This is a genomic window from Thermosipho sp. 1244, from assembly GCF_018588215.1.
In the GTDB taxonomy this organism is placed as follows: domain Bacteria; phylum Thermotogota; class Thermotogae; order Thermotogales; family Fervidobacteriaceae; genus Thermosipho; species Thermosipho affectus.
The window spans coordinates 119,664-144,541 of the sequence record NZ_LNGA01000030.1 but is presented as its reverse complement, the minus strand read 5'-3'; the positions used below and the strand labels follow the sequence as shown (position 1 = coordinate 144,541).

At 31.8% G+C, this 24,878-nt stretch carries 23 protein-coding genes and 2 riboswitches; of the genes, 5 read left to right on the top strand and 18 right to left on the bottom strand.

Going from position 1 to position 24,878, the window contains the following annotated elements; all coding sequences use genetic code 11:
* The 17 genes from gcvPB to AS157_RS07515 form a co-directional block, all read right to left on the bottom strand.
* Complete coding sequence (gene gcvPB, locus AS157_RS07595; RefSeq protein ID WP_077288653.1) at positions 1-1,446, bottom strand: aminomethyl-transferring glycine dehydrogenase subunit GcvPB; 1,446 nt, start codon at positions 1,444-1,446, stop codon at positions 1-3.
* A gap of 15 nt (positions 1,447-1,461) precedes the next feature.
* The gene (gcvPA, locus tag AS157_RS07590) at positions 1,462-2,781 is read right to left on the bottom strand and encodes an aminomethyl-transferring glycine dehydrogenase subunit GcvPA (protein WP_077288652.1); all 1,320 of its coding nucleotides are present in this window, start codon (positions 2,779-2,781) and stop codon (positions 1,462-1,464) included.
* A 6-nt stretch (positions 2,782-2,787) separates the two neighbouring features.
* Positions 2,788-4,098 carry a glycine cleavage system aminomethyltransferase GcvT gene (gcvT, locus tag AS157_RS07585; RefSeq protein ID WP_077288651.1) on the bottom strand — a complete coding sequence of 437 codons (1,311 nt, stop codon included), beginning with the start codon at positions 4,096-4,098 and terminating at the stop codon, positions 2,788-2,790.
* Between the two features lie 101 nt (positions 4,099-4,199).
* Complete coding sequence (locus AS157_RS07580; protein ID WP_077288650.1) at positions 4,200-5,498, bottom strand: nicotinate phosphoribosyltransferase; 1,299 nt, start codon at positions 5,496-5,498, stop codon at positions 4,200-4,202.
* Positions 5,495-6,952 carry an apolipoprotein N-acyltransferase gene (lnt, locus tag AS157_RS07575; protein WP_077288649.1) on the bottom strand — a complete coding sequence of 486 codons (1,458 nt, stop codon included), beginning with the start codon at positions 6,950-6,952 and terminating at the stop codon, positions 5,495-5,497. The genes AS157_RS07580 and lnt overlap by 4 nt, the downstream gene beginning before the upstream one ends.
* Before the next feature lie 13 nt (positions 6,953-6,965).
* Positions 6,966-8,084 carry a DegT/DnrJ/EryC1/StrS family aminotransferase gene (locus AS157_RS07570; protein WP_077288648.1) on the bottom strand — a complete coding sequence of 373 codons (1,119 nt, stop codon included), beginning with the start codon at positions 8,082-8,084 and terminating at the stop codon, positions 6,966-6,968.
* A 97-nt stretch (positions 8,085-8,181) separates the two neighbouring features.
* Positions 8,182-9,306 (bottom strand): aspartate aminotransferase family protein, encoded by a 1,125-nt coding sequence (locus AS157_RS07565; protein ID WP_077288647.1) that lies wholly within the window; start codon positions 9,304-9,306, stop codon positions 8,182-8,184.
* Between the two features lie 4 nt (positions 9,307-9,310).
* Positions 9,311-10,510: an aspartate kinase gene (locus AS157_RS07560; RefSeq protein ID WP_077288646.1), complete on the bottom strand. Its 1,200-nt coding sequence runs from the start codon at positions 10,508-10,510 to the stop codon at positions 9,311-9,313.
* A gap of 4 nt (positions 10,511-10,514) precedes the next feature.
* Positions 10,515-11,210: a 2,3,4,5-tetrahydropyridine-2,6-dicarboxylate N-acetyltransferase gene (gene dapD, locus AS157_RS07555; RefSeq protein WP_077288645.1), complete on the bottom strand. Its 696-nt coding sequence runs from the start codon at positions 11,208-11,210 to the stop codon at positions 10,515-10,517.
* Positions 11,207-11,860: a 4-hydroxy-tetrahydrodipicolinate reductase gene (locus tag AS157_RS07550; protein WP_077288644.1), complete on the bottom strand. Its 654-nt coding sequence runs from the start codon at positions 11,858-11,860 to the stop codon at positions 11,207-11,209. Before AS157_RS07550 ends, dapD begins: the two co-directional genes overlap by 4 nt.
* Positions 11,857-12,723 (bottom strand): 4-hydroxy-tetrahydrodipicolinate synthase, encoded by an 867-nt coding sequence (gene dapA / locus AS157_RS07545; RefSeq protein WP_077288643.1) that lies wholly within the window; start codon positions 12,721-12,723, stop codon positions 11,857-11,859. The genes AS157_RS07550 and dapA overlap by 4 nt, the downstream gene beginning before the upstream one ends.
* Positions 12,716-13,408: a diaminopimelate epimerase gene (gene dapF / locus AS157_RS07540; protein WP_077288642.1), complete on the bottom strand. Its 693-nt coding sequence runs from the start codon at positions 13,406-13,408 to the stop codon at positions 12,716-12,718. The genes dapA and dapF overlap by 8 nt, the downstream gene beginning before the upstream one ends.
* Complete coding sequence (locus tag AS157_RS07535; RefSeq protein WP_077288641.1) at positions 13,405-14,364, bottom strand: aspartate-semialdehyde dehydrogenase; 960 nt, start codon at positions 14,362-14,364, stop codon at positions 13,405-13,407. The genes dapF and AS157_RS07535 overlap by 4 nt, the downstream gene beginning before the upstream one ends.
* A 66-nt stretch (positions 14,365-14,430) precedes the next feature.
* Positions 14,431-14,608: riboswitch (Lysine riboswitch) on the bottom strand.
* A 38-nt stretch (positions 14,609-14,646) separates the two neighbouring features.
* Positions 14,647-15,768, bottom strand: coding sequence for an aspartate-alanine antiporter-like transporter (locus AS157_RS07530; protein ID WP_077288640.1), 1,122 nt, complete (start codon positions 15,766-15,768; stop codon positions 14,647-14,649).
* A 4-nt stretch (positions 15,769-15,772) separates the two neighbouring features.
* On the bottom strand, positions 15,773-16,612 hold the full coding sequence (locus AS157_RS07525) for a succinate--CoA ligase subunit alpha (RefSeq protein WP_077288639.1): 840 nt from the start codon (positions 16,610-16,612) through the stop codon (positions 15,773-15,775).
* Positions 16,609-17,625: a succinate--CoA ligase subunit beta gene (locus AS157_RS09745; protein WP_077288638.1), complete on the bottom strand. Its 1,017-nt coding sequence runs from the start codon at positions 17,623-17,625 to the stop codon at positions 16,609-16,611. The genes AS157_RS07525 and AS157_RS09745 overlap by 4 nt, the downstream gene beginning before the upstream one ends.
* 56 nt (positions 17,626-17,681) lie before the next feature.
* Positions 17,682-17,858, bottom strand: a riboswitch (cobalamin riboswitch).
* A gap of 559 nt (positions 17,859-18,417) precedes the next feature.
* On the bottom strand, positions 18,418-18,684 hold the full coding sequence (locus AS157_RS07515) for an SHOCT domain-containing protein (protein ID WP_077288636.1): 267 nt from the start codon (positions 18,682-18,684) through the stop codon (positions 18,418-18,420).
* Positions 18,685-18,861: 177 nt separating this feature from the next.
* Between AS157_RS07515 and AS157_RS07510 the strand changes: the two genes are divergently transcribed.
* Positions 18,862-20,118 (top strand): alkaline phosphatase, encoded by a 1,257-nt coding sequence (locus AS157_RS07510; RefSeq protein ID WP_077288635.1) that lies wholly within the window; start codon positions 18,862-18,864, stop codon positions 20,116-20,118.
* 38 nt (positions 20,119-20,156) lie between these two features.
* On the opposite strand, the gene AS157_RS07505 is transcribed toward AS157_RS07510, so the two are convergent.
* Positions 20,157-20,789, bottom strand: coding sequence for a queuosine precursor transporter (locus tag AS157_RS07505; RefSeq protein WP_077288634.1), 633 nt, complete (start codon positions 20,787-20,789; stop codon positions 20,157-20,159).
* 167 nt (positions 20,790-20,956) lie between these two features.
* Here AS157_RS07505 and AS157_RS07500 point away from each other — a divergent pair, with 167 nt between their 5' ends.
* Genes AS157_RS07500 through infB form a run of 4 tightly spaced genes read left to right on the top strand, consistent with a single transcriptional unit; the run spans position 20,957 to position 24,878 of the window.
* Complete coding sequence (locus AS157_RS07500) at positions 20,957-21,721, top strand: oxygen-binding di-iron domain-containing protein (RefSeq protein WP_077288633.1); 765 nt, start codon at positions 20,957-20,959, stop codon at positions 21,719-21,721.
* Positions 21,699-22,565, top strand: a complete 867-nt coding sequence (locus tag AS157_RS07495; protein WP_231450250.1) for a methyl-accepting chemotaxis protein — start codon at positions 21,699-21,701, stop codon at positions 22,563-22,565. The genes AS157_RS07500 and AS157_RS07495 overlap by 23 nt, the downstream gene beginning before the upstream one ends.
* A 17-nt stretch (positions 22,566-22,582) precedes the next feature.
* Positions 22,583-22,783, top strand: a complete 201-nt coding sequence (locus AS157_RS07490) for a DUF3783 domain-containing protein (protein ID WP_075665200.1) — start codon at positions 22,583-22,585, stop codon at positions 22,781-22,783.
* A gap of 22 nt (positions 22,784-22,805) precedes the next feature.
* Positions 22,806-24,878 (top strand): translation initiation factor IF-2, encoded by a 2,073-nt coding sequence (infB, locus tag AS157_RS07485; protein WP_077288632.1) that lies wholly within the window; start codon positions 22,806-22,808, stop codon positions 24,876-24,878.

Sequence of the window (24,878 nt, the reverse complement as noted above, 5' to 3'; positions counted from 1 at the left end):
TTATTCCCCCTCAAAATTGAATTTTACTATAGGTTTTCTTGAAGCAGTAGCCTCATCTAGTCTTCTAATTGGTGTTGTGTAAGGTGCATTTTTTACTAATTCTGGATTTTGCTTTGCTTCTTCAACGATTTTTTCAAGTATTTTTGCAAATTCATCTAATGTATCTTTACTTTCAGTTTCCGTTGGCTCAATCATAAAGTCTTCGTGTACAATTAATGGGAAATACATCGTTGGTGCGTGAATTCCATAATCTAGAAGTCTTTTGGCTATATCTAACGCTTTGACTCCTGTTTCTTTTGTTAATTTTTCACAGGTGGATACAAACTCATGCATACAAAGACCTGGATATGCAATGTCCATGATTTTTGATACCTTTTTTCTTAGATAATTTGCGTTCAACACTGCCATTTGCCCGACCTTTTTTAAACCTTCTTTTCCCATAGTTTTTATATATGTATATGTCCTTACCAAAACGGAAAAATTCCCGAAAAAGCTTCTTATAAATCCTATACTTTCTGGTTTGGAGTAATTTAGCTTATATGTGTTATTTTCTTTTATTATTTCAGGTACTGGTAAAAATTTTGAAAGGTGTTTCTTTACTCCAACAGGGCCGCTGCCTGGTCCACCCATACCATGTGGTGTACTAAATGTTTTATGGAGATTTAAGTGGACAATATCAAAACCCATATCACCTGGTCTTGTTCGTCCCAAGATTGCATTTAAGTTTGCACCATCGTAGTATAGAAGTGCACCTTTCTCGTGTACCATTTTAGCAATTTTTATAATATCTTTTTCAAATAAACCGAGTGTGTTTGGATTGGTCAATAACAAAACTGCAACTTCTTCGTCTAGGTGTTTTTCAAGCTCATTTAGATCTATCCTTCCATCGGAACCTGATTTTATTTCTATAACTTCAAATCCAGCCATTCTTGCCGATGCAGGATTTGTTCCATGGGCGCTGTCTGGTACAATTGCTTTTTTCCTCTTTGTATCACCTCTACTTAAATGATATGCCCTTGCTATTAACATACCAGTCAATTCCCCATGTGCTCCTGCAGATGGGACAAGTGTCATGTCGTCCATTCCGGATATTTCGCAAAGCATTTCTTTTAGTTCGTACATTAATTGAAGAGCACCTTGTGCCGTTTCCATTGGTTGAAATGGATGTATCATTGAAAAATGTTCGTTATTTGCGATTTTCTCATTAATTTTTGGGTTGTATTTCATAGTACATGAACCTAATGGATAAAATCCTACATCAACTGAGTAGTTTTTTGCGGCAAGATTTGTATAGTGTCTAACCACATCTAATTCACTTACTTGTGGAAGTCTAGGCGATGTTTTTCTCAGTAAGTGTTTCGGAAAATCAAATTCATAGTCTTTTATATTATTATTGGGTATTTTAAACGCAATTCTACCTTCTTTTGACATTTCGAAAATAGTCATTTAAGTCCCTCCATTCTAAAAATGTTTGAGTAAATTATCTATGCTTTCTTTTGTGTTTACTTCTGTACAACATGCAAGCGCACAATTTTTAAAATTGGGAAGTACTTTTACCAATGGTAGAGGGCCTAAGAAACCTTCTTCTGCTAATTTTTCCCATTTCTCGTAATAATTTTCACCTGCATCGAATGCAAATTCATTAAAGAAAGGACCGTTAAATATGAGAGAATATCCTTTCTCTTTTAATTTTTCTGAAAAGTAATGTGCTGCGTTATACGACATTTTTGCGATTTTTCTTAATCCTTCAGGTCCCATGGTTGATAAATATATAGCATTTGTAAGTGCTATTAGTGCATGATTTGAACAAATGTTTGATGTGGCTTTTTCACGACGAATGTGTTGTTCCCTTGTTTGGAGTACCATCACATATCCTGTTTTTCCATCTATATCTTTTGTTTGACCTATAATCCTTCCGGGCATTTTTCTAACGTATTTTTCAAGTGTAGTGAAAAATCCAATTCCAGGTCCTCCAAAATTTGGAGTTACGCCAAGTGATTGTCCCTCACCTACTACTATGTCTGCACCAAGCTTTCCAGGAGCTTCTAATATGGTTAAAGATATTGGTTCACTAACAACGATTAACAGTGTTTTTTCCGAAATAGATTCTTTTATTAATTTTAAATCTTCAATAATTCCAAAGAAGTTTGGATATCCAACTACAACCGCAGAAGTTTCATCACTTATCTTAGATTTTAGATCTTCAATATCCAAAGTTCCGTTATCATTCCATTTTACTTCTTCAATTTCTATGTTTTGCGGAGTACAATATGTTTTGCTTGTTTGTAAATACTCTGGATTAATAGAACTGGCAGCTAATATCTTATTTTTTCTATTAACCCTTACAGCCATTAACATAGCTTCGGCAAGGGCAGTTGCTCCGTCATACATAGAAGAATTTGCCACTTGCATACCTGTTAATTCACACATCATTGTTTGATATTCAAACAGTGCTTGTAATGTGCCCTGTGAAACTTCTGCTTGATATGGTGTATATGCTGTTACAAATCTTTGATCATTTGCAAGATGTTCAACTACGGTCGGAATGTAGTGCGCATAAATGCCCGCACCGGTAAAGATATTTTCCATTTTAAATACTTTATTTTTCTTTGCAAGTGATAATATTTCATTTTTTACGGTAAATTCGTCTTTTTCACTTTCTAGATTGTAATCATCGATAGTTTTTGGGACATCTATATACAAATCTTCTATAGATTTTACGCCGATTTCATTTAACATTTCCTTTATTTCTTCGTCAGTGTGTGGTATGTATCTGTGCATACACAATCATCCTTTCTTTTTATTTTTTACACTGCCTCTATAAAATGGCATTTTAACTATTTCTGCTTTTACTAATTTATTTCTAATCTCAATTTCAATTACTTCACCAGATTTATGACCTTTTTCAATTAAGGCCATGCCAATTGCTTGATTTAGCGTTGGAGAGAATGTTCCACTTGTAACGTATCCAATTTCCTTTCCTTCTTTGAAAACTTTGTAACCATGTCTTGCAACACCTTTATCAATAAGTTTAAAACCCTTAAGGCGTCTACTTAGCCCTTCTTCTAATTGTTTTTGCAGCACTTCTTTTCCCATAAAATCTTTGTTGAATTTTACGGCCCATTTTATTCCAGCTTCAAGTGGAGTAATCGTTTCGTCCATATCATTTCCGTATAGTAATAGTGAAGCTTCGAGCCTTAAACAGTCTCTTGCACCAAGACCTGCTGGTGTTACTTTCATATCCAAAAGTTTTTGCCATATTTTTACAATTCCGTCTTTATTTGTTGTGTATATTTCAAATCCGTCTTCTCCTGTATAACCGGTTCTTGATATGATAGCATCTGTACCTAGTATATTTCCAAAAGAGAAAGTGTAGTATCCAATATCATCTAGATTTAAATCTACGATTTCTTGTAAAGTTTCCTGTGCTTTTGGCCCTTGGACAGCGATTAATGCGTAATCATCTGATTTGTTTTCTAGTGTTACGTCAAATTTTTCTGCAATTTTTTTCATCCAGTTAAAATCTTTTTCTATATTTGCTGCGTTTATAACCAACATTGCTTTATTTTCCGAAATTTTATATGCAAGTAGATCATCTACGAATCCGCCTTTTTCATTACACATTGCTGTATAAACTATTTCACCGGGTTTTAAATTTTCAAAGTCGTTTGTGATGAGAAAATTTACAAAATCTGTTGATTGTGGACCTTCTACTATTACCTCTCCCATGTGTGATACGTCAAACATCCCCACATTGTTTCTTACCGCAAGAACTTCATCCTTTATACCAGAGTATTGGATGGGCATTTGAAAATTTGCAAATTCAACCATTTTAGCACCTAATTTTAAATGTTCATTGTGTAATGGTGTGCGTTTCATGTTCTTTTCCCCCTTTATATTGAGATTGATTATTCCTTTTGCTTTTTTCAATTCATTTTCTGGTACAAAGATTGCGAAAAATGCCGATGAGCCGAATAAAGCTTTTGGAAATGGTTCTGCTTCTGCTTTGATTATACAAGGAATACCGTTACTTTTTAACCATCCTTCAACTAGTTTTGCGTTAATTTCACTATCTATCTCAATTATTTTTTTCCACATAATCTCATCTCCGAGTTTATTGTAACACCAAATTTTTAGGGTTAAAAATTCAAATAATACTATTCAATAACAATTATTGAAATTATTTTATGTTATTTGAATCAATGTTCGTTTTCCCAAAATTTTTTGGATACTATTTGCAAATGGGAATTATCCATTTTATATCTACCAACTTTTGCGCATGGTTTTCCGTTTACCTCTACTATATCTGCCGTTATATCTATTTTTTTCTTCAAGAGTTTTGAACCTACACCGTAGACATCAGCGGGAACGTCTAATTTTTCAAATAACTCTATTTTCTTTTCGTCAAATCCACCTGAAACTACAATTTTTAAATTGTTCAGGCCAACTTTGTCAAATTCTTTCCTTGCCCTCCAAACAAGTTCAGGACAAACCCCAAATGAATTTTCATCTTTTGGAACAACAGATTTATCTCTTAAATTTCCAGAGGTGTCAAATCTTACACCCCAAATTTTATTTTTTCCTTCTCCTATAATTGGTGCAGGATCTGTTTTGCCCAAAATAAATTCTTTGCCTGTTACGTATTCATAGAATCTTTTCACCACTTTAAAGGTAGTATTAATGACATCATTGTCCCAATCAACTAGGAAAATTCTGTTTACGTGCTCAGGCATGTATTTGTCAAATGCAATAGATGCAATTTCTGTTTTGCCGTTATATGCAGCAATAAGGGCATGAGGTATTGTTCCCATGGATTCGATTCCCCAATAATCGGCGTTTGCATCGGTAGAAACTCCAAAAGCGCCTGCTTTTAGTGCAGCATATCCATCTGTTGCTTGAACCCAATAATGATCAAACCTTGCACTAAAAAAGAGTATAGGTTTTCCATTTGCTGCTTTAACAACTTTTTTTACGGCGGTTGCGGTACTTGAAGCCCTTGCAATTACACCTAATAATATAGTTTCAAGATAGCCAAAGTAGGTAGGATCACCTTCTATGGTTAAGATGGGCATTCCTTCTTTTACATTATCTCCGTCATATACAGCTTTTACTTCTATTTCATTCCATTTGTCTATCCACAGTTCATTTAACTTGAGCCTTAAATTCCATTTCTTTTCTGTAAGTTTTATTATTTCTTTTACATTTCCTTCAATTGTCAGATTTTGCATTTGTTTGTCCAATTGGAGCATTTTCGAGAATATTCCCCTTGCTTTTTCTTCATTTTTGTAATAGCCTGTACAGAATTTAAGTATTGCAAGTGCTTCGTCAATTCCACAAATAGTTGCATTTTGTCTTGGAAAGAATTGGTAATATACAGTTGGATGATGGTTATCTTTTTTTAAAATTTCGACATACCTTGTAAAATACTTATCGGAATAGTATCCCATACGAATTTTATCTATTGGAATTTTAAATACCTTTGGATGTAATCTTTTCATATTTTTCCTCCTTTTATGATAGTTTTTCTTTTTTTGTATATGATTGGGATTACTATTGAATTTATTAGAAACATAATAACACACCAATCGCCGAATTTTTGATAAATAGTTATTGTATTACTTTTTTCTATGTTGAAGATTCCTACTTTTTCAGTCATGACAGGAAATACCTTAGTTATTCTTCCATATTTATCTATACTTCCCGTTATACCAGTGTTTGACGCCTGAATAACATATCTTCTATTTTCTATAGCCCTAAATACAGATTTTGAGAAATGCTGGATATGTGCAGTGGTAAATTTATACCACCCGTCGTTTGTGATAACAATTAGAAATTGTGCACCATTTTTTGATAATTTTCTTGAGATTTCTGGGAAATAACTTTCAAAACAGATTTGAATTCCAAATTCTGGATAATTTTCTATTTTAAAAGTTGTATATTTATCTCCCTTTGAAAAGTAAGATATACCTCTTAAAAATTGGAATTTTTTGAATATTTTTTCATATGGTAAAAATTCCACAAATGGGAAAAGCTTAATTTTATCGTATTTTCCAACAATTTTTCCTTTGTAATAAACCACGGCACTATTTTTGGGAGTATTTTCCATCGTTGGAAATCCCAAGATTATAGGTTTTTCCATACTAATATTTTTTAATTTGTCTTCAATATAGGTGTTTCTAATGTCTTTTTCCGGAAATACTGCTTCTGGAAAGATGTGTAAATAATTTGGAGTTTTAAATTTTGTTATTTCTTTTAAAATTTCTCTTTCATTTTTTAAATATTTTACCTTTTGTTCCACGTTGGTTTGTAATGCAACTAATGGGATGTTAGCTTTATTTTCAGGAAGAGATGTGAAAATCAACCAGTTGATAAAGTATATAATGGATAAAGTTAGAATTATCTTAGAAGGTGAAATTTTTTTGTAGTAGAGAAGAAAATTAACGAATACAATTAGAAAGGTAAGACCTATTGTTCCTACAACAGAGGTAATTTGAATTATACCAGTATCTTTAAATAGTGCATCGGAAAGTCTTATTCCTGTAAATCCCAAATCACCAATTCCCCTTAAAAATTCCATTATAGAGTATACTGAAGAAATAAATATAGCTTTTGGAACAATTCCTTTGATTCTATCGATAAAATATCCATAGAAGATTCCAAATATTAGAAATGGAAAAGCTTCAATTGTACAGAGTAATATAAATACTAAAAAGCCCGTAAATGAGGAAAATCTACCAAAAAACTCTGGGAGATTTTTGGTAAGTACGGGGATTACCCAGTATAATGATATGAAGTAAAGAATAAAATGGAAAATAAAAGAATACAAAAAAGCCATCTTTCTGTTTTCAAGTCCTTTGAAAAAAAGTATAAGTGAAAACCAAATCAGCCCTCCCCACAAAAATCCAGGCATTGCAAGAGAGGTTAAAATAGAAGATATGAATATGTAAATCACATTTCATCCTCCTTTAGGTGAATAGTTCTATAGCTTTTTTTAGATAAAATGCGACTTTTTCTTGTTTTTCAAAGGTTAATTCACTGTAAAAGGGAATAGCAAGTGTTCTTTTTGATACACTTTCCGTTATTGGGAGCATTCCTTCTTTCCAACCTAAATCTTTGTAAAGTGGTTGAAGATGTACAGGTGCAAAATAATTTCTCGTTTCGATACCATTTTCTTTCATAAATGTAATAACTTTGTTTAAATCTACCTCTTTTGGAAGCTTTACAACATATACGAACCACGCCATTTTTGTGGTGTATTCCTTCGTTGTTGGAGTTTCAACAAAATTGAGAAGTTTTTCGTAATTTTGTGCAACTTTGTTGCGCATTTCTATAATCTTATCTAATTTTTTCATTTGTGAATATCCCAATGCGGAGGACATTTCGTCTAATCTGTAATTGTACCCTAATAACTCGTGTGAAAGCCATTTTTTGGAAGTCCTTCCTTGGTTTCTCATGGCTTTCGCGAGTCTTGCTATTTTTTTATCATTTGTTACAATAATTCCACCTTCGCCAGTTGTAATTTGCTTATTTGGGTAAAAAGCAAAAGTACCTGCTATTCCAAAGGTACCACATTTTTTTCCTTTGTACTCACTTCCCAAAGCTTCACAAGAATCTTCTATTATTGTTACATCGTATTTTTCACATATTTTGATGATTTTATCCCAGTCAAGTGGATGTCCGAAAATGTCGACTCCCATGAAAAACAACTTACCATTATTTGTTTTTTTTAATTTTACAATTTCATCTTCTAGAACATTTGGTGAGACATTTAATGTATCGCCTTCTATATCGACAAAATGGACATTTCCTTTTTCGTATAATGCTACATTTGCAGAGGAAATAAAAGTAAAGGAAGGAACTAAAAGTGTATCCTTTTCTTTAAAATTTAGAGATTTTAGAATTAAATGCAAGGCGGCCGTCCCACTACTTACTGCAATGGCAAATTTGCTTTTAACGTAGCTTTTAATGATGTTTTCAAACTTTTCCATATATGGTCCCAATGCGAGTCTTTTGCTTTTTAAAACGTTTAAAACTTCTCCTATATCGTCTTTTTCAATGTACGCATTTGAGAGTGGTATTTTCATTTTATCCCTCCGTATTTTCTTTGTAATTAGTATAACATAGTTTTTTTTGTTTTGGATAGAAGCTTTACAGAAGAATTTGATTTTTATAAATAAAAAATCATCTTGATGTTAAAGCCTTTTTTAGTTTTGAAACTATTAAGTCTATTTCCTCATATTTAATGTTTAAAGGTGGGAGTAATCTAATTGTATCGTTTTTTACTACGTTTAACAATAGATTTTCTTTTAATGCTAGTTTTAATATATCTCCTTTTATATCTACTGTAACCCCTAACATTAATCCTAAACCTTTTACTTTATTTATATTTTTAATATTTAGAAGATGTTTTTTTAAATACAATCCTTTTTCTTTTATGCTAAGTAATAAATTTTGGTTTATTTTTTTTAAAACAACCTTACTTGCAGCAAGTGCAAGTGGATTTGGTGCAAAGGTTGAACCATGATCTCCTGGTGAGAAGATGTCTGAAAATTTACCTGTAAAAATGGTTGCACCTAATGGGAGTCCCCCTCCAAGAGATTTGGCAACTGTAATTATATCTGGTTCTAAGTTAAAGTGTTTGTACGAAAAAAATTCACCAGTTTTGCCAAGCCCACTCTGTACTTCATCTGTGACCAAGATAAAGTCAAATTTTTCTTTGTATTCCATAATTGTGTCTGCAAATTCTTTTGTTAATGTATCAAGCCCCCCACTTCCCCTAATACTTTCCACAAAAACGGCAGATACTTCTTGGTTTTTAAAAACATCTTTAAATGATTTTATATCGTTGAATGGTAGAAAGATAACGTTGTTAAGTAATGGTAAAAATTTACTTCTTATATTTGGAAAACCGGTTATTGATAGAGAGCCTATTGTTCTACCGTGAAAATTTCCAAAAAATGAGATTATAGCTCCCTTTTTTGTTTTTTTAATAGCTTTTAGTGCTGCTTCATTTGCTTCTGTTCCTGAGTTTGAAAAATATACTTTTCCGTTTTTACCGGTTTCTTTTACCAATCTTTCTGAAACTTCTATTGCATCTTCATCTAGGAAAAAATTTGATATATGACTATATTTTTGTAATTTTTCTATTATTGCATTAGAAATTTCTTCATTACAGTGTCCAAAAGATGTTACACCTATACCGGAAAAAGTATCAAGATATTTGTTTCCTTTATCATCAAAAATCCATATCCCATCTGCCTTTTTAATTTTTATAGGAAATCTATTGTATGTATTTGAAATAAACATAATTTCACTCCTTTAGTGAAAATTCATCTGCTAATGCATTTAACAGAATTTGCGAAAATTCCTTTAGAACTAGAACGGATATTTTAATTTCCGAAGTAGTTACCAATTCAGGTTTTGCATTTATCTTTGAAATTGTTTTAAAAAATCTTGCTGCAACACCTGGACTGGATTTCATGCCTACGCCTACTACTGAAACTTTGTCAAAGGGTCCTTGATAGGTTATATTTAGAGAACTATCAATTTCTTTTATGGCATCTATTATAATTTTTTTTAAATCATCTAATATGGAGAATGAGAGATGGTAATATTTTTCATCTGAATACATGGATATCATATCTATGTTAATATTTTTTTCACTTAAGACTTTAAAAACTCTTTCTATGAGAGTCTCATTTTTTGGCAAATTACTTAGTGTAATTTTTATTTGATTTTTCTCAATTGTTGCACCTGTTACTACGGGTTGTTCAAGCCATTCTGGAATTTTGTTAACCACCCATGTTCCCTCCTTGTTTGAAAATGAAGAGGCACAGTATAATTTAACATTGTATTTTTTTGCAAGTTCTACTGCCCTTGAATGGAGAACTTTTGCCCCTAGAGAAGATAATTCTAGAATATCGTCGTAGGTTATGTAAGAAATCTTTTTTGCATTTGGTATGATTCTTGGATCACATGTATAAATTCCATCAACGTCGCTGTATATTTCACAAGGGACATTTAATTTCCCCGCAACTGCAACTGCGGTTGTGTCTGAACCACCTCTGCCGAGAGTTGTCAAATCACCATTTTCTGTGATACCTTGAAAACCTGCTATTATAATAGCGGCATTTTTTTTAAGTTCTTTTAGTATTTTACTAGAGTTTATATCTTTAATTCTTGCTTTAGTGTGCTCATGTGTTGTTAAGATATTAAGTTGAAAAGCGTTGAAAGATTTTGCTTTTACTCCAAGTTCATTCAAAGCAATTGAAAGTAGAGCAATTGAAACTTGTTCTCCTGTAGTCAAAAGCATGTCCATCTCTCTAGGATGCGGTTTATTGCTTATAGATTTTGCTAGGTTGATTAAATTATCAGTTGTCTTCCCCATTGCAGAAACTATTACTATAACTTTATCACCTTTTTCAATTCGTGTTTTAATTTTTTTTGCAACGTTTAGTATTTTATCTTTATCTGCAACAGATGATCCTCCATACTTTTGAACAACAACCATCTAATCACCTCATATTTCTTAAACCTTCAATAATTTGTGTTTTTGCCTTTGTTTTTTCATCAACTTTTTTAATTATTTTTCCTGGAATTCCAGCGACAACTGAGTTTGGAGGAACATCATCTATTACCACAGCACCAGCTGCAACAACGCTATTTTCACCTATTTCTACACCTTCTAAAACTACTGCATTTGCACCTATCATAACGTTATCTTTTATAACTACAGGTTTTGCACTTGGCGGTTCTATTACACCGGCAATTACGGAGCCGGCACCTATGTGACAATTTTTTCCAATTATTGCCCTACCTCCTATAACGGCATTCATATCTATCATTGTTTTCTCTCCGATTTGGGCACCTATATTGACTACAGCTCCCATCATAATTACTGCACCATCACCTATTTCTACCATATCTCTTATTATTGCTCCTGGTTCAATTCTTGCATTGTATTTCGTTAAATTTGCAAGAGGAATGGCTGAGTTTCTTGAGAAGATTTCTGTTTTGTATTTTTTTATTGCAGGATTTTTTACAATTTTTTCTATTTCCTCGTAGTCTCCAAATATTATCCCAAATGATTCGGTGCCTACAAATTCAACACTTTTAAAATTTATGTCTTTTAAGTTACCAGATATATATGCTTTTGTAATGGTCCTTTTCTTTGAATTAGAGATAAGATCTATTATTTCCTGTGTGTTCACTTTAATCCCTCCTTTATTACATCTTTAAAGGTATAATAACCTTTCTTTTTACTTAACAACCATTCAGAAGCTTTGAGTGCACCAAGGGCAAATACTTCTCTGGAAATTGCCCTATGTGATATTGAAATTAATTCTCCTTGATTTGCAAATAAAATTGTATGATCTCCAGGTATTCCCCCTATTCTTGCGGAAGTTATATTTATTTTTCTGTTGATAGCTTTTTCAAGCATAAAGGCTGTACCAGAAGGTTTGTCTGTTTTCTCAGAATGGTGTATTTCAAAGATTTCACAATCCCAATCACTAAAAAGTGTTTTGAATTTTTCAAGAATTTCTACAATTATATTTATTCCAAATGAAAAGTTATATGATTGTAAGATTGCAACTTTTTTTGAAAGATCTTTTAAAGATGATATATCTTCATTTAAAAGACCAGTTGTTCCAATGACGAGGTTAGCGCTATTTTTAATACAGAGTTCTATAGTATGTGGCAACGCATCTTTTGAAGAAAAATCAATTATTATCTCAGGAATGTCTGTTTGTTTTATACTATTTTTGTCCACGTATAATACTGGGGTATGTCCTTTCTCGTTGAATAATTTGGTTATTAGTTTTCCAATTTTTCCTTTGTAACCTATAACGCCATATTTCATATTAAATTACACTCCCTTAATGTTTTTTCTAAAATTTTTCTGCTTTCTTCCTTTGCAGGATAAAGTGGAAGTCTTAGTTCATTCTTAATTAATCCCATTAGACTTAAGGTAAGTTTTACCGGTATAGGATTTGTTTCTACAAATAGGGCTTTAAAAAGGGGATAGTATCTGTAGAACAATTCTCTTGCTTTTTTTATTTCTCCTGTTTTAATTAATTTAAACATTTCCACCATTTGATTTGGAATAATATTTGATGCAACAGATATGACACCATCACCACCACTTACTAGAAATTGGAATGATGTGTCATCATTACCGGAAAACACCTTAAAGTTTTCGTTTTTAAGAAGCATCACTTTGTTAATTTGATCAAAAGATGAATTTGCTTCTTTCAGTGCGACAATATTCTTACAATCATTTGCAAGATTGTATATTGTTTCAGGTAAAATGTTTACACCTGTTCTACTGGGCACGTTGTATATTATTATTTCTAAATCTGTATGTTCTGAGATATATTTGTAGTAGTGATATAATCCTTCTTGAGTGGGTTTATTGTAGTAAGGTGTGACAATAAGTAATGCATCTGCACCATTTTTTTCGGCATTTTTAATCAATTCCAAGGTGTGAGTTAAACTGTTTGTCCCAGCTCCAACTACTAATTGTTTATTTGGATAAAAGTTTTTAACAAAGGAGATTAACTTATTTCTCTCTTCTATTGATATGTTTGGAGCTTCACCCGTTGTTCCCAGTAATACAATGGCATCAATATTGTTTTGAGTTTTAAGAAGTTTTTCAAGTGCTTTAAAGTCTATTTCACCATTTTCAAATGGTGTAATAATAGCAGTTCCGATTCCACTAAACATTTTCTACACCTCCCTCAAGGTAAAAACCATCATTTAAAATATGTACGTATAATATGCCTCCTTTTGTTATTACTTTAACTTTATTTTCATTTAATATAATCGCTGATGCCGTTGAGCCACTTCCACACGATAATGTTTCTCCTTCAACCCCTCTTTCAAATGTCCTAACTTTTATTGTATTTTTTGAAAGTTTTTGTACAAAATTAATGTTTGCGTTTAATTTTTTTCTTAGTTTTTTTCCAATATTGTTGATCATTATTTTGTCTACATTATCTACAAACGTAACAAAATGTGGTACTCCTACTTTTAGAAGATATCCGCTAAAGTCTTCAATTTTTATTTTTTGTGCAATAGAAGGCTTTGGCATTTTAATTAGTATTTTTCCGTTGTATATTTTCCCAAAAACTAATCCGGCATCGGTTAGAAATTTTGATACATTTTCTTTTTTTTCGTTTTGTAGATAATAAAAAAAAACCCTTGCTCCGTTCCCACAAAATGGTGCTCTACTTCCATCTTTGTTAAAATAATCCATATAATATATCCCATCTCTTTTCTCTACAAATAAAGCACCATCTCTATCTTTACAGTTTTCCAAAACCCATTTTTTCTTTTCATTATCTGAAATACTGGTTTTTGAAATATCAAATAGTACAAAAGAATTACCATTTGCAGTGTATTTTTTCATTTTCTCATCACCTCTAATATTCGAATCGCATTTGTGGCTGCGCCCACTCTTACATTGTCTGCAACGTTCCATATTGAAAACGTATAGTCGTCAAATTGCCTAAGTCGTGAAACGTATACTATATCTTTTCCTTCTACATCTAAAGGAGTTGTTGGATCTTCGGTATATATTACATTTTCCGATTTTGAGAGAAGTTCCTTTATTTGTGATATTTTAAACTTTTTTTCGGTTCTGATGATTATAGATTCAGAATGTCCGTATTTTACAGGAACCCGAACGGTTGTAGGATATATTTTTATAGAGTTGTCGTTTAATATTTTTTTGGTTTCATTTATCATTTTGTATTCTTCTTCAGAAAAATTGTCGTTTAATATGTTTCCGATAACGGGGATGACATTGTGAGCAATTTGTTTTGGAAATACATTTTTTTCGTTATTACCGCTAATTTGGTTTAAATATTCTTTTAATGCTTTATGTCCGGCACCTGATACAGCCTGATAAGTTGAAACATATATTTCCTTTATTTTTAAAAATTCATGAATTTTGTGTATTGAAAGAACCATTTGTATAGTTGAACAGTTTGGATTTGCAATAATACCTTTGTAGTTTTTTACCAGATGTCCATTTATTTCTGGGACGACAAGTGGAATGTTTGGAACCATTCTGAATGCTGAAGAATTATCAATTACTATATTTCCATGATTGGCTGCAATTTGTGCAAAATGTGTGGAGATATTTTTTCCTGCTGAAAAAAGAAGAAAGTCATATTTTTCTTTCATTGATTTTTCTGTTAATTCTTCTACTTTTATTTTTTTGCCGTTAAATTCAAGAAACTTCCCCTTGGATTTATTAGAAGCAAATAATTTTAGTTTTTTTACGGGTATTTTGAAGTCTTCCAATACTTTTATCATGGTTCTGCCTACTTCGCCGGTTGCACCCACAATACCTATTACCACATTAAACACCTCCATAAAAAAATTCGCCTCGTGAAGAGGCGTCGTTGAGAAAAATATATTTATTTCCCAACAATCGGCTCTCCACGGATATTTCCGTGACAGTGGCACAGGTATTCCCTGTACCCCCAGGCATGTAGAGTGGGAGAAACTCTACACCCTTCGGCGTCCTCGCCTTTCAGATTCTCCCAATATCCTCCCATTGACGGAGAATCCTACTCTTCTTGGACGCACCTCCGATCGTATTTAGCTAAATTATACCAAAAAAAACAAATATAAAAATCACTAAAATGTTAATAATGTTAATATTTTGTTAAATACGACCATGCCCAATAAGGCGAAAGGATATGTTGCACCGTATCCTGCAACTGCTAGGTTACTTTTTGTAGATTCTAGAGCTGCTCCAAGTCCTGGAGTACTTGTCATACCACCAGTTATAGCACCGGCTAAAATTTCCCAATCCAATTTAAATACGTATCTTCCCAGGAAAAAGCCGATGAATATAGAAAATAATGCTATTATTAATGATATAACCATTAAGATCAAACTATATCCATTAAAATTTTCAATTACTTTGTATCCTGATTTAAGGCCTATTGATGATAGAAAAATTACAAGTCCAAGATTCTGAATATTTTTCAAAAGATTGGTGTTGAAAGAAAAATTTATTTTTCCAATATTTCCTATAGAACCAAGTGTAAGTGAAGATATTAATAGGCCACCTGTAATTCCCAACTTTATAGTTGAAAAGCCAAGATTTAATGGGATATTACCTATAATAATTCCTATTGTAATAACTAAAGAATATGATAACAAGTTGAACGTTTTTTCTTTTGTTTCTTTTTTGTTTTCCGGTAATTTTTTTTGTGGGGATATTTTTATTTTGAAGATTGATGGTATTAAGTATATTGAGAAAATAACGGCAAGTACGCCTGGTACATAACCAACTGTATATCCAAATACCACTTCGCTTGTGTGATTTACACTTTCAAGAGCTGTGGCAAGACCAGGTGAGCTTGTGAGACTTCCTGAAAATACACCTATTAAGTTATATGGATTAAGTTTTAGAATTAAAATAAATGTAACAGTGAGTAAGAAACCTGAAAAAGTTATTGTAAGTGAGAGTATGAGAAACTTCATGCCGTATTTTTTTAATATTTCTTTTATTTCTTTTGATGCTATTAAGCCAATAGATGTCACAAAAAGTATAAGAGAAAATTGAAAAAAAATGTTAAAAGTATTTTGAAAAGATTTTTCTGAAGAAACAAAATGTGGAAATAACCAGCCGAAAAATAAACCACTAAAAAGTGTTCCAGAAGTTCCTAATTTGAAATTTTTGATCTTTAAGTTTCCCAACAACATTCCGAAAAAAATGCTTAAAAACAACAAAAGATAAGGATTTAGCATTTGATCACCCCAATAAGTTTTCTATGTATTTTGCTACTGGAATGTTTAAATTTTTTAATTTTTTTTCTTTAAATTCTATTGTACCTTCTAAACCTTCGACAATTGCACCAGCATGCCCCATTCTTTTTCCCTTTGGAGCTGTTCTTCCAGCAAAGAAAAATTGTATATTAGAATTGTACCCTTTATTTAGGAATCTTTCCACGTCTAAAATTTCTTCATTACCACCTATTTCACTTATTATTATTATTTTTCTTGGATTAAGTTTTGAAACATACAAAAGTGCTTCGTAAACACTTGTGCCGATTATGGGATCTCCACCTAATCCTATGCCAATTTTAATTCCTGTTGATTTTTTTGAGATAAAGTTTGCTATCTCATACATTAGAGTACCACTTTTGGAAATTATTGCAACATCCCCTGGTTTAAATGCGTTTTCAGGCATTATTCCAATCTTGGAAACACCTGGTAAAATAATTCCAGGACAATTTGGACCTACAAAGGTAACATTCTTTGATTTTGCGTATTTGTATATTTCTAGCATATCCATTTGTGGAATGTGTTCTGTAATGGTTATGATCTTTTTAATTCCCGCATCTATTGCTTCAAATATTGCATCTTTGGCAAATTTTGCCGGTACAAATACAATACTCGTATCACAACTGAATTTTTCAACAGCATCGTACATGTTATGAAGGACGGGAACATGTTCAATTTCTTTTATCTTTGTATTTTTTGAGACACCACATACTATGTTTGTGCCGTATTTTAACATTTTTTTTGTGTGGAAACTACCATACTTTCCAGTTATACCTTGTACACATACTCTTTCTGTACCATTTATCATATGAAGTCCCCCTTTACAGCGCTTTTGATCATTTCATACATATCGTCAAAAAAGTGAATATTGTGTTCTTTTAAAATTTTTTTTGCTTCATTTTCATTAGTTCCAGTAATTCTAACAAAAAGTTTTATATCATCATTTTTTTCTTTGAAATTTACAATCGCTTTTGCTATTTCATCGCATTTTGTTATTCCACCAAATATATTTAGGACAATATTTTTTAACGAAAGAGATTTTAAAAGTTCAAGCGCTTTAATTGTAGTTTTTGTATCTGCACCTCCGCCAAGATCAAGAAAATTTGCAGGTTTACCTCCATACAAACTTATTGCATCCATTGTTGCCATTACTATACCTGCTCCACAGCCAATTACTCCAATATCACCATCGAGTTTTACAAAATGAAAAGGATATTCTTCATGTACAAATTTTTTTGCCCATTGTTGCCTAAAAATCGCATTATCATCTAGGTGTAATACGGCATCAAGTGCCATTATATTTCCTTCTTTTGTTTTTACTAATGGATTTATTTCCAAAAGAGTTAAATCTTTTTCTTTCATTATTTTGTATAATTTTTGGACTATTTGTTGGATTTTTTTTGGAAGTTTTTGGATATCTGATAAACTATATTGTTCAATTTTATCTTTATTATCTTCTATATCAATTCCGCCAAAGTGTGAGAATAATATTTTTATTTCTTTTTCATATCTATCAATGTATAAAGATAAGTAGTATTCTTTTTCGATATTTACCATTTTTTCAACTAGAACTCCATAAGGTGTTTCTCCCTTTATTTTTTTGTGCAGTAGTTTTTTTGAGAATTTTAAAAATTCATCTTTGTTTTGTGCAAATAAAATTCCTCCAGCTTTCATTCTGCCTCCAACAAGCACCTGACTTTTCAGGACAGCAGGTAAAAATTTTACTTCAATTTCCCTATCATTGGAAATAAGATAACTTTCAGGAACAGAGATCCCCCCCTCTTTTAATATCATTTTTCCTACAAATTCATGAATTTTCACTTTCACACCTCCCGTTTCGCAAAAAAATTTTTTCTCAATCTACCCGCGAGATTGAGAAATACGTTGGAATAAAGGCAGGTCTCCCGGCTCCTGGATCTTCCTACTTACCACGCCTTCCCGGGTTTCCCCAGTGGCTGGTTGTGGCTTTCGTCCCCAGTTACGGTGGCGGGGCCGCACTGGTTTTTCACCAGTTTCCCTATTAAGCCATAGGCACCTTTATTCCACGTTGTATTTAATTTTCAATGTTATTATATCATCAAGTTTTAAAAATTGAAAATAAAAAAATCAGATTAGACGTATATTATTTTGAATTTAAATTGGAAAAAATACAAAAAATATCATTATTTGGTAATATGTTTAAAAATAGCTATACAAAGACTTATATAAAAATGAAGATAGAGAAGAGGAAAAAACTTTTGATTTATTGAAATTTAGATTTTTTATATTTCAAACATTTGGATAAAAAGAACTTTCTGCTTACTTTATTTTTCCAAGAAAGTAATTTTTAATATTTAGAAAAGACTTTATTGTTTTTTAAAATAATGAGTGAAAAAGATAAAAGAAAAATTATGAAGTTTTAGAAAAAATGTAGTCTAAATGGAATGTCTTAAAATTAGAGGTTACGAAAATTATATATATTGATTCAAGACTTGTTATATTTAAAGAAAAAATTATGAGTTAAGATAAACAAGAATCCAAAACGTAGAGTAAGAAAATTACAAGAGATAATAAGTATTTAAAATGAGGCGCTTTACTAACGCCTCACTTTATCTTTATTATTAATTTTTAAAGTTAGTGTTTTAGGATAAGGTTTTTTAATTTTTTGTATTCCTCCTCGCTAATTTCACCTTTGGCAAGTCTTTCGTTCAAAATTTTTAGACTGTTATCGTATGTTTCAAAATTTTTTTCATAGCGAAAATCTGGATGTTTTTCAGAGTTTTTGATTAATTTGTAAATTAAGAATGCAAAAAAGATTAAAACAATTAAGCCTATAACTGGGGCTATCCAATAACTAAACCATCCACTGTGCCAAATAAAGGGTCTATGATACCAGTACATCAAAAATCACCTCCTATTTGTTTCTACTTTATTTATACAGATTAAAACTTAAAAAAAACTTAGAATTTCAAGTTTTTTTAAGATTTGTGAGTTTAACTTTCTTTATAAAATTAAAAAAAGGGTAAATATTTTTTTGTAAAACTCTTTACTGATATGAAAAATCGGGAGGTGAGGATCATGAAAAAGTTCTTCAGTATTTTAATTTTGTTTTTTATGGTTGTGGTTTTTGGCAATTTTGGAGTGAAGAATGTTATATACTTCATAGGTGATGGAATGGGAATTAATCATCTGGTTTTGGCAAGTCTTCTTGAAGGAAAAACATTAAATATTATGAAATCACCTTTTGTTGGTTATGTTACAACATACTCTGCAAACTCACTTGTTACAGATTCTGCAGCTGCAGGTACTGCCCTAGCCACTGGTTTTAAAACAAATAATGGTATGATTGGTATGCTCCCAGATGGAACAATAGTCCCAACTATTTTTGAAATAGTTTCAAAATATGGTATGAAGACGGGAATAGTTGTAACTTGTAGAGTTACACATGCGACTCCTGGTGCTTTTTATGGACATGTAAAAACTAGAAAAGATGAAAAAACACTTGCAAATCAGCTGTTAAATAGTAAGTTAGATGTGGTGATGGGGGGAGGATGGAAATATTTTGATGAGAAGATAGTAAGTGAAAAGGGGTTTGACTATATTAAAAGTAAATCTGAACTTGCGAATTACACAGGAGATAAATTATTAGCACTTTTTTCTGATAGTCATTTAAATGCAGCAAGTGAGCGTACAGATGAACAACCTATGCTTTATGAAATGGTCGAAAAGGCACTTTGCCTACTTTCCAAAGATGAAAAGCCATTTTTCTTAATGGTAGAGGGTTCACAAATTGATTGGGAAGCCCACGGAAATGATGTATATGGTGTGTGGAAAGAAGTAATGGAATTTGATAAAGCAGTGGAAGTGGCATTAAAATTTCTTGAAACACATCCAAATACGTTAATTGTTATTACAAGTGATCATGAAACAGGAGGGTTAGGTCTTTCAACAGGGGAATATTCATTATATATAGATATAATAAAAGGGTATAAAAAGACAGCAGACTGGATAATGAAAAACTACGATGTTAACAATGAAGAAGAATTTAGGAAAACCATAAAGCGTTATTTCAACGTTGAACTTTCAGATAAGGAAATTCAATTATTAAAACAAACAAAAAATTCAAGTAATCCATATAAAGCAGCAAGTTTGCTTGGAAGAATATTAAGCGAAAAAGCCCTTGTTGGTTGGACTACTTATAAACATACGGCAGCTCCAGTTCCAATATTTGCGTTTGGTCCAGGTGCGGAAAATTTCAATGGATTTATGGACAACACGGATATACCAAGGATAATATCAAGATTACTTGGATATTCTCTTTCACGTGAGTTTTAAATGAAGAAAATAAAAGAATAACCCGCAACTTTTGCGGGTTATTCTTCAAATGCCAGGTCTTTTTTTAATCTTTGAATACTTATGTTTATTATTGGGCTATTTAGACTCGAGAGTATTAACTTTACGATATATTGGGATATTACCATGTTCATTAATACATTTAGATCATAAGTCCATAAGAAAGAAACTATAACAAATACTATAGAGTCAACTAGTTGAGTTATAACCATTGAAAATGTATTTCTAAATATTACGTTATTTATTTTAAATAACCTTTTGGGCAAGTTAAATGCCCAAACGTTTGTATATTGTGCGGAAAGATAAGCAAAAAAACTAGCAAGAATTATTCTCGGAGTAGAATTAAATACAGCTACATAAGCGGTGTTTTTGTTAAAAATACTTGCAGGTGGATAAAGAATTACAATATAAGAATAAATAACCAATATTAAAGACGATATAAATCCAATCTTGATGACCTTTTTTGCGATTTTTTCTCCATATATCTCAAATACTATGTTTGATATCCCAAAACTTAGAGGATATATTAATACAGATAAAGTGATAACAAAAGGACCTATATTAACTAATTTACCTGCAATAATGTTTGAGATTATAATAACGGCGGTAAAAATCCCAGAAAGTGTAATGAGCTTTTCATAGTATTTTTCCATCTTTTTCCTCCTTTTATCTCAAATTTTTAGCATTTAATTCTATAATGTAATTGCCTTTTTTTCAAGTAAAAATATTGTAAAATCTGTTAAAATTGTAAGAGTATCTTAATTGGTAGTTTTAGATATCTGGTATAATATAATATAAAGCGGTAGAAGGAGGTGCAAATATGAAAAATTTGTGTTTGTACGATGACGGCGAACATAAATATTATTTACTTGGCTGGGAAGAAACAGAAGAAGGTGGTTTAGTACCTACAAATCAGTATTTAATCGTCCATGGAAATAAAGGTTTTTTGCTTGATCCAGGTGGTGCGCATGTCTTTCCAAGAGTACTTGCAAATGTCTCAGAGATAATATCTCCGAAGAATATAGAAGGTATTTTTTATTCTCACCAGGATCCCGATGTATCTTCTGGTGTTACAATGTGGCTTTCTATAGCTACTAATGCAAAAATATATATATCTGAACTTTGGGTGAGATTTTTGCCACATTTTGGTGTGTATGATAAAAGAAGAGTTATTGGAATCAAAGATAAAGGCAATGTTAATATGAATTTTAGTGGATATAAATTAGATTTTATTCCGGCCCATTTTCTACACGCACCTGGAAATTTTAATGTATATGATCCTATTTCGAAAATTCTCTTTTCAGGTGATATCGGTGTTTCTGTTTTACCGTTTAATAAAAGAGTACAAATGATTGAGGATAATTTTGGTGAATTGTTGGAATACATGGAAGGATTTCACAAAAGGTATATGAGTTCAAACAAGGCTTGTAGTAAGTGGGTGAATATGGTTTCAAAATATGAGATTTCTATAATTGCTCCTCAACATGGGACATTGTTAAAAGATAAAGCAGCAAGAGATTTTTTAAATTGGTTTAAAAACTTAAAATGTGGAGTTGACATAATTGAAGAATTTTACGGGAGATGATAATATGAAGATAGATAAAGATACGTTGAATACACTTTCTTCTGCTTTTTACGTGCAAAATTTAATGTTATCCTTTATGGATCAATTAGATGAGGTTTTAGTTTCAAGGATTTCTGAAATAAAAGGGGAAATTGAGAAAATAACGAAAAGATTTGAAAAGCTGAGTAAAGATATTGATAATCTTTTGGGGAATTTTTCAAGGGAAAGTAATGAGATATTGAAAAATATAGAAAATGCCTATGAAATAAATAAAAAGATAGATAATGATTTAAAAAATCTTGGAACAGATGTAAATACAGTTTCAAATAAATTTAGTGAGACTATACAAAAAACATCGGAAACTTTTGAAAAATTTAGCAAAGTTGGAGATTTGGTGAAGGCTATACAAAAGATTGCAAAACAAACAAATTTATTAGCTTTAAACGCTTCAATTGAAGCAGCAAGAGCCGGAGAATACGGAAGAGGATTTGCAGTGGTTGCTTCAGAAATCCAAAAACTTGCAGAGGAATCTCAAAGTGCATCAAATAATATATCAAAAATTATTGCGGAAATATCTGCTTCTATAAAGGATTCACTTGGTTCTTTAAGTGAGATTCAAAAGCTTTTTGATGCGGTACAAAATGCTTTGGCAAATTCCATTGATTACATGAAAGATAACATTAAAGTTATGGAAAACTCTAGAAATTTATTTAATATAACTGAGGGAAATTTAAAAGAAGAATCAACAGTTTTGTCTGAATCGGTTAATATATTATCAGAGACGTCTAATGAATTTAGTGTTATAGTAGAAGTGATAAAGTCTATTGTGAATTCCCAAAAGTCATTAAAAGACTTGAAATTATAGTCTAGGAGTGAGATTATATGGAGGACAAAAGGTTTGTTATATTACACGGATTTGAAAAAGATGATATATTTAAAGTAATGAAGATATTAAAGGAAAATTTTCCAGAAAAGGAGTTGATTTTTGCAACTACCACCCCAACTAATTTGAATTGGAAACTTTCCGATTTAATAGTTGAAATTGAAAAGGAGCACAAAGTTATGAAAAAAATGAGGAAATAATAGGAGTTTTGGAGGTGATTCAATGGCTCGATTAAGAGTATATGAGCTTGCAAGACAGCTTGAAATGGATACGAGAGATTTAATGAAGGAATTGGCTGATTTAGGTATTGAAATAAAAAGCCATATGAGTTATATTGATGAGGAAACGGTAAATTTATTACTTGAAATGTACGGGGAAGAAGAGTTAATTTATGAAGAGTATGAGCTTCTTGATGGTGAAGAGGAAAAAGTAAAAAGAAAGAAAAAAGAGAGTGTGGGAAAAGAGGAGGTAACAAAGAAAAAGAAGGATATAATTAAACTTACCGAGGAAGATTTGAAATTAGATAAATTTTCCAAAAAAATAGGGATTCCTCAAAATAGAATAATACAAGATTTTTTTATGAAAGGTGAAGTTCTAAAGCCTGGGCAAACTTTGAATTTGCAACTTGCAAAAAAAATAGCAAAAATGTATGATGCAAAAATATCCTTTGACGTAGAAGAAAAAGAAGAAGTTAGAGAAAATCCGTTGGAAGAAATTGAAAGATATTTTGAGCAAAAATATTCCGAAGGAAAGGAATTAGTAGAAAGACCTCCTATTGTTACTGTAATGGGTCACGTTGATCACGGTAAAACAACTCTTTTGGATTTTATAAGAAAAACTAGGGTGGCTGAAAGAGAAGAGGGGGGTATAACACAAAGTATAGGTGCATATCAAGTGGAAACAAATGGGAAAATTATCACTTTTATAGATACTCCAGGGCACGAAATTTTTACAGAAATGCGCGCAAGAGGTGCCCAAGCAACAGATATAGCAGTTCTCGTTGTTGCAGCTGATGATGGTGTTATGCCTCAAACTGTTGAAGCATATAACCACGCAAAATCTGCTAATGTGCCCATAATTGTTGCAATTAACAAGATAGATAAACCAAATGCCAATGTAGAAAAAACAAAACAAGAACTTGTAAATAAATTGAATTTAATACCAGAAGAGTGGGGTGGGGATACCATAGTTGTTCCCATTTCCGCAAAAAAAGGTCAAAATGTAGATACACTACTTGAGATGATTTTATTAGTTGCGGAAATGCAAGAGATAAAGGGACTTCCAAATGGTCCTGTGAGAGCTGTAATAATCGAAACAAAACTTGATAGAGGATTTGGGCCCGTTGCAAATGTAATTATTAAAGATGGAAAATTGAAAGTGGGCGACTATGTAATTTCGGGAAAAGTTATGGGAAAAGTTAAAGCATTGGTAAATGATAAAGGTCAAAGGATAAAGGAAGCTGGCCCTTCAACTCCTGTTATGGTCGTAGGTTTTGAAGAGTTACCAAATTCACACGGGGTAGTTTATACCGTAAAAAGTTTGGAAAGGGCTAGGGAAATTACAGGAAAAATTGCGGAACAGGAACAAAAGGAGCTAAAGAGAAAAAGACATATGAAGTTAGAAGAAATATTAAAGATGATGGAAGAATCGGAAAAAAAAGAATTAAAGTTGATTTTAAAAGCTGATACACAGGGCTCTATGATAGCGTTAAAGGGTGCGATTAATAAGTTGCAGAGTGAGGAGATTAAAATTAATATAATTCATTCTGGTGTAGGTGCAATTACAAGTAGTGATGTTATGCTTGCTACGGCTTCTGATGCGATAATTTTAGGATTTAGAGTAAAAGCAGACGGCAAAGCCAGAAAAATGGCAGAAGCCGAAGGTATTCAAATAAAAACTTACTCAATAGTTTATAAATTGATAGAGGATTTAAAAGCAGCTCTTGAAGGGATGCTTGAACCTGAAGAAGTAGAAGAAATAACGGGTAGGGGAGAAGTTAAAAAAGTTTTTAAGATAAAGAAAGTTGGAAGTATTGCAGGTGTACAAATGCTTGAAGGATTTGTTGAAAGAAATGGAATGGTCAAGTTGTATAGAGAGGGAAAGTTAATTTACGAGGGAAAGATAGAATCGCTAAAACATTACCAACAAGATGTTAAGAAAGTAGAAGCACCTCAAGAGTGTGGCATTAAATTGGAAAATTTTGATGATATCAAAGAAGGTGATGAACTAGAGTTTGTAATGTTAAAGAAAGTTTCTAGAAAACTTAATTTTGAAAATGAAAAAGGAGAGGAATAA